Source organism: Pseudophaeobacter sp. (genome assembly GCF_039971195.1).
Taxonomy (GTDB): domain Bacteria; phylum Pseudomonadota; class Alphaproteobacteria; order Rhodobacterales; family Rhodobacteraceae; genus Pseudophaeobacter.
In genome coordinates this window covers 1-9711 of sequence record NZ_JBDWPJ010000136.1, presented here as the reverse complement: position 1 = coordinate 9711, position 9711 = coordinate 1, and the positions used below count along the sequence as shown (strand labels likewise).

Sequence of the window (9711 nt, the reverse complement as noted above, 5' to 3'; positions counted from 1 at the left end):
GTTCCTCAATGGCACTGCCCGGCGCCGCCCAGCGGATTGACGACATCGGTGCAACTGTCTCTTTGGAGGGGGCGCAGGCGCAGATACAGATCACTGCGCGGCCCCGCGATGGTGGATCGCTGCGGGTGGCTGGCCCTGTGGCGCTGATGCCACCCTTTGACGGCGCGCTGCAGATTGGCATTCGCGATATGACCGTTACCGATCACCTGAGCTATGAAACCCTCCTGAATGGTGATCTGAGTTTTGCCGGGCAGTTGGCCAGCTCCAGTCGGCTGAGCGGTCGGATTGATGTGGGTGAAACCAATATCAACCTCAACACAGCAGGCGGAGACATCTCGGCTGCGCCCATTCCGCCAATCCGCCATATTGGTGAAACCGCAGCGGTACGCCAGACCCGCGCCCGTGCCGGATTGATTGACAGCAGTGGCGGCAGTGGCAGCAATTCCAACATCGCACTGGATGTGCTGATTGACGCGCCCAACCGGATCTATGCCCGTGGCCGTGGGTTGAACGCAGAGCTCGGCGGTCAGATCCATCTGCGGGGCAGCAGCGCGGCACTGGCACCCTCGGGGCAGATCAGCCTGGTGCGCGGCACCTTTGACATCCTCGGGCGGCGGCTGGATCTTGACGAGGGGCGCATCACCCTGCTGGGGGATCTGAAACCCTATCTGGAGTTCTCCTCTTCCGCCAGCACCTCCACCGGCACCGCCACGCTGGAAATCTCTGGCACCGTGGATGCGCCGGATATCAAGGTCACATCCGACCCGCCCCGCCCCAGCGAAGAAGCCCTGGCGCTGCTGCTCTTTGGCGATAACCTTGGCGATCTGTCGCCCCTGGCCCTGGCGCGTCTGGCCAAATCGGCACTGGAGCTCAGCGGGCGCGGATTGGGCGGTCAAAACGGCCTGCGCGACAAGACCGGAGCAGACAATGTGGAACTGGGGCTTGATAATATCGGCTCTGGCCTATTGGGGATCGGCGGCTACATCGGCGAAAACGCCTATACCGATTTCAACGTCAACACCCGGGGCGATAGCGAGCTGAGCATCAATGTCGACCTGACCGATACGGTCACCGTGACCGGCACTGTCGACAGTGAGGGCGAAAGCGGTTTTGGCCTGTTTTTCAAACGGGACTATTGACCCGCCCAAACCCCGTGAGCGGCTGCGGCATGGTTTCGACAGTTTCAACCATTTGACCGACAAGCCCTTTTCCTGAGAGCCGCAGAAGCCTAATCTGCCCGGCAAAGCCGCCATCTGGACTGAGTTTCATGACTGATCACCCCTCGCAGCCCAGCCTGTTGGCCCGCCTCAAGAACAGGCTGCTGCCCCTGTTCCAGCAACTGCGGTTCCTGGCCTCCCTGCGCCATCTACAGGGTCCACGCCGGCGCGTCGCGGCCCCCGATGAGGTGGTTCTGGTCACCCTGGTCCGCGATGGTGCCTTTTATCTGGACGCGTTTTTTGACCATTACCGTGCCCTCGGCGTGGCGCATTTTGTCTTTTTTGACAATGGCTCCAGCGATGCGACCCTGGCGCAATTACAAGAACAACCGGGCGTCTCAGTACTGCAGTCCCGGCTGCCCTGGGGCGCCTATGAGAATATCTTTCGCAGCTATGCCGCCCGGTGCTTTGCCCAGGACCGCTGGTGTCTGATTGTCGATATGGACGAGATCTTTGATTTTGAGGGACGCGCAGAAATTGGCCTGCCTGGTCTGACGCGCTACCTGACCCGACAGGGCTACACCGGGCTGATGGCGCAGATGCTGGAGATGTTCCCCAAGGCACCTCTGCGCGCGGTGGCCAATCTGCCTTACAGGTCGGTGCTTGAGCAATTTGATCACTGCGATATCAGCACTGTGACCTCCTATGACTACCAAAGCACAAAATCCGGACTGGCATATTTCCTCATCCAGAACAGGGCGACGCCCCCGGCACCACAGATCCTGTTTGGCGGGGTGCGCGGCAAGGTCTTTGGCGAGGACTGCTGTCTCAGCAAACATCCTCTGATCTTTGTTGGCCCAGCTGTCACGCCCGCGTTGCATCCGCATGCCTCGACCGGGCTGACCCTGGCACCGATGAGCGCACTGATCCGGCACTACAAATTTGCCAATGATGCGCTGGCGAGGGACCGCGCCTCGGTGGCTGCTGCCTCCATCGCCCATGGCGAAGACCAGCAACGGCTTTCGGTTTTGCAACAGCAGCCGGATCTGAGCCTCTGGTCGCCAGAAGCCCAGCCCTTCCCCGGCATCACCGCATTGCAAGAACAGGCATTCCTGCAGGCGGACCCTGCTTGTACAGCCTGTCTGGCGGATTTGGCGCAGGAGAGCATAGATGACTGAAGCCCCCGCCAAACCAGTCCCGACAAGACCAGTCCCAATCAGCCCAACCCTGGTCAGCGCTGTTGTCATTGGCCGCAACGAAGGCGAACGCCTGCGCGCCTGCCTGACCTCTCTGCAGCCGCAGGAGGGCCGACTGATCTATGTCGACAGCGGCTCTTCCGATGGCTCTGTGGAAATGGCTACACAGATGGGTGTGGAGGTGGTCTCTCTGGATATGGAGCTGCCCTTTACCGCCGCCCGCGCCCGCAATGCCGGGCTCGAACGTCTGGCCGATGCAGAAGGCTATGTGCAGCTGGTGGATGGCGATTGCGAGGTCAATTCAGACTGGATTCCTGCAGCTGCGGCTTTTCTTGACGCCCATCCAGAGGTGGCAGTGACCTGCGGGCGACGGCGCGAGCGCCATCCGCAAGCCTCGATCTACAACCAGCTCTGTGATGCAGAATGGGACACGCCAATTGGCGAGGCCAAGGCCTGCGGCGGCGATGCGCTGATGCGGCTGGAGGCGCTGCGCGCGGTCGATGGCTACCGGGACAGTCTGATTGCAGGCGAAGAGCCCGAAATGTGGCTGCGCCTACGTCACAAGGGCTGGAAAATCTGGCGGCTGGAAGCTGAAATGACCCTGCATGATGCCCAGATGACCCGCTTTGGCCAATGGTGGAACCGCAGCCGCCGCGCCGGGCATGCCTTTGCCGAAGGCGCCGCCCTGCATGGCGCCCCGCCCGACCGTCACTGGGTGGCCGAAACCCGGCGGGCAGTTATCTGGGGGGCAGCCTTGCCTCTGGTCTTGATCCTTGGCGCTCTGCTGCTCTCTCCCTGGGCACTGTTGCTGGGGCTGATTTATCCCTTGCAATTGCTGCGCCTGAGCCGCCGCATGGGGCTGCGCCCGGCGTGGTTTTCCCTGCTGGGCAAGTTTGCTGAATGCACCGGGGTGGTGGAATACTGGGGGAACCGCCTGCGCGGCACCAACCGCAAGATCCTGGAATACAAATGACCACGCAGCAGAGCTGGTAGGTGGCTTGATCGGGCTTTAGGGCCGGTTGCGCAGCGCCTGCCAGATCTGGCCGGGCAGGATGGCAAAACATCTTGCATAGCGCGGCACCATCCGTGCCGGGCTGCCGAGCGCGCGCCATAGCCATTCCATGGCAATCTTGCGCACCCAAAGCGGTGCCCTTGTCTGGTGGCCGCCCAAAAAGTCCAGACCGGCCCCAATCGAGGCAAACCCCACCTTCGGCGCAACTGAGCGACCGCGAAAGGCCAGGCTTTCCTGTTTCGGAGCCCCAAGCGCCAAAAAGCACAGCCTGATGCCACGGCGGTTCAAACTCTCCAAAATCTCTCCGGCCTCGGCGCTTTCCGGGTCAAATACCCCCGAGGGCGCCTGGCACCAGGCCAGATCCAGCCCCGGCACCTGTGCCTCCAGATGGGCCTGCGCATCCGCCAAGGCCTCATCAGTGCTGCCGACCAAGGCAACTGGCACCCCCGCCGCAGCAGCCAAACGGCAGAGCGGCAGAACCAGATCAGAGCCGGGCATCAGCTCCACCGGGTGTTTCGCCAACTGCGACAGCCAGGCGATTGGCCGCCCATCGGCGACAATCAAATCCTGGCCAAGATAGGCCCTGAGGAAATCCTCGGACTGCGCCAGTTTCACCAGATGATCGAGGTTCACCGTGGCCAGGGCAAAGCCTTCGCCGGAGGCAAAGCGCCGCAGAACTTCGCCTTCCAATGCTTCCCTGTTAGGAACATTGACCGTGATCCGCTGCCCTTGGAACTCAAAAAACACGCGCTACCCCTCGCCTTCAACAGCGCCCCCACAAACGGGGCGACCTTTTGCCTGCAGCTATGCGCAATAACCTTCTGCGCGCCGCCGCTCAAGCCTCTCTATCACGATGGGCTGAATATAGCCTTTCGACGTAGGTCTCTCATCCCTCTGAGAGATCCGGGCGCAGAATTGAGCAAGACAGTCTCGCGCCAAGGGGTTAGCCTTGTTATGAAAACACCCGATCCGGGTCACCAAAAGCCCATCCCTCTGCCGCAATTGGAGGCTATCTCTACCCTATGCCCAATGCACTCGCCTATCTGATGCTGCTGCTCTGGCCTCTGGTCAGCCTGGTGCTGTTTCGGCGTCTGCAGCTGGAACGGGCGATCCTGTGGTGCATCATTGCCGGCTACATGTTGCTGCCGCCAGTGGCCGAATTTGACCTGCCGCTGGTGCCGGATATGGACAAATTCACCATTCCCTCGATCATGGCCTTTGTGCTTTGCATTGGGCTGATGCGCAAAAATGTCCCGCTGCTGCCGCGCCATCCGCTGGCCCGCGTGCTGATGGTGCTCTTTGCCATTGCAGTGATCCCCACCGTGCTGACCAATAGCGACCCGGTGATTTTTGAAGTACTGGCGGATGCCGATCCGATTGTCTTTATTGTTGATATGCTGCCGGGGCTCAGATGGCGTGATCTGGGCTCGGTGATGATCAATCAGGTGATCATCCTGATGCCCTTTTTGCTGGCCCGGCGCTATCTCTCCTCTCCTGAAGGGCAAAAAGAACTGCTGCTGGCCTTTTGCATCGCCGGGCTTGCCTATTCGCTGCCTTCCCTGTTTGAAATTCGCTTTAGCCCGCAGATCAACACCACCATCTATGGCTTCTTCCAGCATGATTTCTCCCAGACCATGCGCCAAGGCGGCTTTCGTCCCATTGTCTTCATGCCGCACTCCCTGTGGCTGGCACTGTTTATGTTCTCGGCGCTGCTGGCCACGGTGGCCTTGGCCCGCGTGGCGCAGGGGAAAAACCGGCTGCGTCTGGCCTGTGCCTCCGCCTATCTGTTCGTGGTTCTGGTCCTGTGCAAAAGCTTTGCCTCGCTGGCCTATGGGCTCAGCTTTGTGCCGCTGGTGGCGCTGGCACCGGCCCGCTGGCAGATCCGGGTGGCCATCGCTCTGGCTGTCCTCGCTATTACCTATCCGATGCTGCGCAATCTGGACCTGATCCCCACCGAGGCGATCCTCGCCCAGGCCGAAGCGATCAGCGCCGAGCGGGCGCAGTCTCTGGGCTATCGTTTCGACAATGAGGCCATGATGCTGGGACGCGCCGCCGAGAAACCCTGGTTCGGCTGGGGCGGCTGGGGCCGCAATCTGGTGCGCGAGCTGGAAACCGGCGCGATCCTGTCGATCCCGGATGGCCACTGGATCCTGCTCTTTGGCACCCTGGGCTGGCTGGGCTATATCGCGGAAATGGGCTTGCTGTCGCTTTCCGTTGTGCTGCTTGCCATCGAAATCCACCGCCGCCCAGCACATGAGATCTCTCCCTATGCCACTCCGATTGCGCTTATTCTTGCCGCCACAATGGTGGATATGATGCTCAACGATACACTGGTGCCGATGACCTGGCTCTGCGCCGGATCCATCCTCGGCTATGCAGAGCGGTTGCGCTATCCTGGCCTGTTTGAAAAACCACGTCCCCTGTTCGAGGGTCGTCAGGTCTTGATGCCGCAGCCCCTACCGCTCAAAACCCGTGACCCTATATAATGCCTTATTGTTTCCGCTTTTGTGACCGATTTGAACACCATGCCTTCACAGCTTCGCCGCAGTGATGAACGAGTTTCGCCATGGGTAAGTGGGAGTCGCGACGGCAAACAGACAGGTGGTATCAGGCCCCGCTGTTTCGCCCGGATGCACAACCGGTCACTTAAACAATTCTGCCTCCCCTGAGGCCCTGAGCTTCGCTGTTCGGCACAGCGTTGACTGCAGACAGGGGAGTTTCCAGTGGCTCGCCGAAAGCAAAGGTCCGTGTTTTTCGTGGCAAAGACGATTGATCATAACAAGTCTTCCCGGCCGTATTCCGGGGATATTGCCATTGTCGGCATGTCGGTCAACCTGCCCGGCGCCGAAGGGCTGGAACGCTATTGGCAGAACCTGCGCGATGGCATCGAATCCATTGTCCCCCTGGCCGAGGCTGATCTTCTGGCCGCAGGGGTGCCCGCCACCGCCCTAGCGGATCCAAACTATGTGCCCCATGCCGCGCTGCTCGATGGCTTTGCCGATTTTGACGCAGAATTCTTTGGCTTCAGCCCCAAAGAGGCCGCCATCCTTGACCCTCAGCACCGCAAGTTCCTCGAGGTAGCCTGGGGCGCGATGGAAAACGCCGCCCATCCGCCCGAAAGCCTGTCCGAACCGATCGGTGTCTATGCCGGCTGCGGCATGGGCAGCTATTTCTATTTCAACATCTGCTCAAATCCCGGTCTGGTGGATGAGGTCGGCATGTTCCTGTTGCGCCATACCGGCAACGACAAGGACTTCCTGACCACCCGCGTCAGCCATGTCTTTGACCTCAAAGGACCCTCCGTCAATATTCAGACCGCCTGCTCGACCTCGCTGGTGGCGGTGCACTACGCCTGCAAAGCCCTGCGGAGCGGCGAATGCGGCATGGCGCTGGCAGGCGGTGTCACCATCGATATGCCGCAGGGGCGCGGCTATCTTTACAAGGAAAACGAGATCCTCAGCCCGGATGGCCATTGCCATGCCTTTGACCACCGGGCGCAAGGCACCGTCTTTGGCTCCGGTGCGGGCGCGGTTGCGCTGCGCCGTCTCGAGGATGCCCAGGCCGATGGCGATCACATATGGGCGGTGATCAAATCCAGCGCCATCAACAATGACGGCGCCGATAAGGCTGGCTATCTGGCACCCTCGGTTGGGGGTCAGTCCGGGGCCATTCGCGAGGCGCTGCAGGCCGGAGACATTCCTGCCGAGAGCATCGACTATGTCGAATGCCACGGCACCGGTACCTATCTGGGCGATCCGATCGAGGTCTCCGCCCTCACCGAGGCCTATCGCCAGGACACCGAGGCACAGGGTTATTGCCGCATCGGCTCGGTCAAAACCAATATCGGCCATCTGGATACCGCCGCTGGTATCGCCGGGCTGGTGAAAACCTCTCTGGGGTTGAAGCACGGTGAAATCCCGCCCTCGCTCAGCTATGAAGCACCCAATCCGGCGATTGATTTTGACACATCCCCCTTCAAGGTGAATGACAGGCTGGTGCCCTGGACCTCGCATCAGGGGCCACGGCGCGCCGGGATCAATGCGCTTGGCGTTGGCGGTACCAATGCCCATGCTATCCTCGAAGAGGCCCCCCTGCGCGGCGCCTCCGAGGAAAGCGATTTCCCTTTCCATGTGCTCTGCCTTTCGGGCCAGTCAAAAGCGGCACTCAACGCCAATGCCGCGGCCCTTGCCGCCTATCTCGAAGCCAACCCGGATGTCGATCTCGCCGATGTGGCCTTTACCCTGAAACAGGGGCGGCGGGGCTTTGGCAAACGTCGGGTCCTGGTGGCGGAGACCGCATCCGAAGCCGCCGCGCTGCTGCGGGCTGGTGATCCACGTCAGGTCTTTGACCATGACAGCCTTGGTGACGCACCAGAGGTTGTGTTTTCCTTCCCCGGTGGCGGCGCGCAATATGCGGGCATGGCGCGGGATCTCTACGAGACCGAGCCGGTCTTTGCCGATTGGATGGACCGGGGGCTAGCGCATCTGCAGCCACAGCTCGACTATGACATCCGCGCCCTTTGGTTGCCCGAGGACGGCGGTGAGGCCGAAGCCAATGCCCAGCTGCAAAAACCCTCGGCGCAATTGCCGCTGATCATGATCATTGAATATGCGCTGGCGCAGCTCTGGATCAGCTGGGGCATTCGGCCTGCTGCCCTGGTGGGCCACTCCATGGGCGAAAACACCGCCGCCTGTCTGGCTGGTGTCTTGTCCTTTGAAGATTGCATCGATCTGGTGCTGCTGCGCGGTCGCCTGTTTGATACGGTGCCTGCCGGTGGCATGCTGTCGATTGCCCTGCCCCTGGCGGAGGTGCAGGCGCTGATCGGCACCGATCTGGACATTGCCAGCGTCAATGCTCCCAGCCTCACCGCCGTTTCCGGACCGCAGGCCGCGCTGGATGCCCTGGCCACACGGCTCAGCGCCCAAGAGGTGGACCATCAGCGCATCCAGATCGACATCGCTGCCCATTCGCGGATGCTGGATGGCATTCTCGGCGACTATCGCGCCTTCTTGGCCGGGCTGCAGCTGTCCGCTCCACAAATGCCGGTGATCTCCAACCGCACAGGTCAGCCGCTGACAGACCAACAGGCCATGGATCCTGATTACTGGGTTGGCCAGCTGCGCAATACCGTTCATTTTGCGGATTGTATTGACAGCCTCGCGGCCACGCCCGGCCGGGTGTTTCTGGAGGTGGGCCCCGGCAAGGCGCTCTCGGCGCTGAGCCAGATGTCGCCCGCGGTGCAACCCGGTCAGGTGCTCTCAGCCCTGCGCCACCCGGATCAGGAGGTCCCGGATGACGCCTATTTCTTTGGCGTCATTGGCCGCCTCTGGGCCTGCGGGGTCGAAGCGGATTGGGACCAGATCTGGGGCGAGGCGAAACGCCATCGCCTGCCCTTGCCCGGCTACCAGTTCCAAAGGAGCCGCTATTTCATCGCGCCGGGCACGCAGCAGACACAGGAAAACGCAGCGCTGCCCCGGCGCCATGATGCTCTGGACGACTGGGGCTATCGCCCTGCCTGGCGGCCACGTCTGGCCGATTGTGCCCTGGATATTGACACAGATCTGGATGAGGCACCGCTAAAATGGCTGCTCTTTGCCGATGACTGCGGGCTGGCCGATGCCACCGCCGCGCAGCTGCGCCAGGCTGGCCATCGCGTCGCGCTGGTGCGCCCTGGCGATACCTATGCCAAACTATCCAATCTGGACTATATCCCGCCCCCCGAACAGGGGCGGTTTGGCTATGCGGCGCTCTTCGCCGATCTCGCTGAAACTGACGCGCTGCCCGACCGTATCGGCCATTTCTGGCTGGTCACCGGCGCCACAGAGCGCTTCCGCCCCGGTTCTTCCTTCTTTGATCGCAATCTGGAAATGGGTTTTTCCTCCCTCACCGCCCTGACGCAGGAACTTGGCGCGCTGGAGTTGGACAGCCCGCTGCATCTGAGCGTCTTTACCACCGGCGCAACCCAGGTGGCATCGGAATCCCTGCCCTATCCGGAAAAAGCGATGATTGCCGGCCCTGCCGGGGTGATGCCGCGCGAATTCCCTATGCTCAGCTGCACCACGGTGGATATCGAACTGCCCGAAGCACCCGGCTTTGTCGCCACCCTGCGGGGCGCCGAGCCCCACGATCTGACGCCGCGCCTGCTGGAAGAGCTGCTGGCAGAGCCTGCCAATACAACCGCCGCCTGGCGCGGCGACAAACGGTTTGAAAAGAGCTGGCGCAGCCTCGCCCTGCCCGAGGACGCTGGGCAGCAACAGCCCGCATCGAAACAACCTGGCTTCAAACAGTCTGGATTCAAAAAAGGCGGCCACTATCTGATCACCGGCGGGTATGGCGGCATCGGCCT

Annotated in this window: 6 protein-coding genes; 5 read left to right on the top strand and 1 reads right to left on the bottom strand. The window is 61.6% G+C overall.

The features are described from left to right. From ABJP42_RS11815 to ABJP42_RS11805, 3 genes are all read left to right on the top strand, one after another. The coding region (locus ABJP42_RS11815; protein ID WP_348340553.1) for a translocation/assembly module TamB domain-containing protein at positions 1–1139 on the top strand (1139 nt) is incomplete at its 5' end. Between the two features lie 128 nt (positions 1140–1267). Continuing rightward, positions 1268–2335: a glycosyltransferase family 2 protein gene (locus ABJP42_RS11810; protein WP_348340551.1), complete on the top strand. Its 1068-nt coding sequence runs from the start codon at positions 1268–1270 to the stop codon at positions 2333–2335. Continuing rightward, positions 2328–3326: a glycosyltransferase family 2 protein gene (locus ABJP42_RS11805; RefSeq protein WP_348340549.1), complete on the top strand. Its 999-nt coding sequence runs from the start codon at positions 2328–2330 to the stop codon at positions 3324–3326. The genes ABJP42_RS11810 and ABJP42_RS11805 overlap by 8 nt, the downstream gene beginning before the upstream one ends. 36 nt (positions 3327–3362) lie before the next feature. Here the strand turns inward: ABJP42_RS11805 and ABJP42_RS11800 are convergent, their stop codons facing one another. Then, on the bottom strand, positions 3363–4112 hold the full coding sequence (locus ABJP42_RS11800; protein WP_348340547.1) for a WecB/TagA/CpsF family glycosyltransferase: 750 nt from the start codon (positions 4110–4112) through the stop codon (positions 3363–3365). 275 nt (positions 4113–4387) lie between these two features. On the opposite strand from ABJP42_RS11800, the gene ABJP42_RS11795 reads away from it, so the two are divergent. Then, the gene (locus tag ABJP42_RS11795; protein ID WP_348340545.1) at positions 4388–5851 is read left to right on the top strand and encodes a hypothetical protein; all 1464 of its coding nucleotides are present in this window, start codon (positions 4388–4390) and stop codon (positions 5849–5851) included. Positions 5852–6187: 336 nt separating this feature from the next. Next, a partial coding sequence (locus ABJP42_RS11790) for a type I polyketide synthase (RefSeq protein ID WP_348340555.1) occupies positions 6188–9711 on the top strand: 3524 nt, incomplete at its 3' end.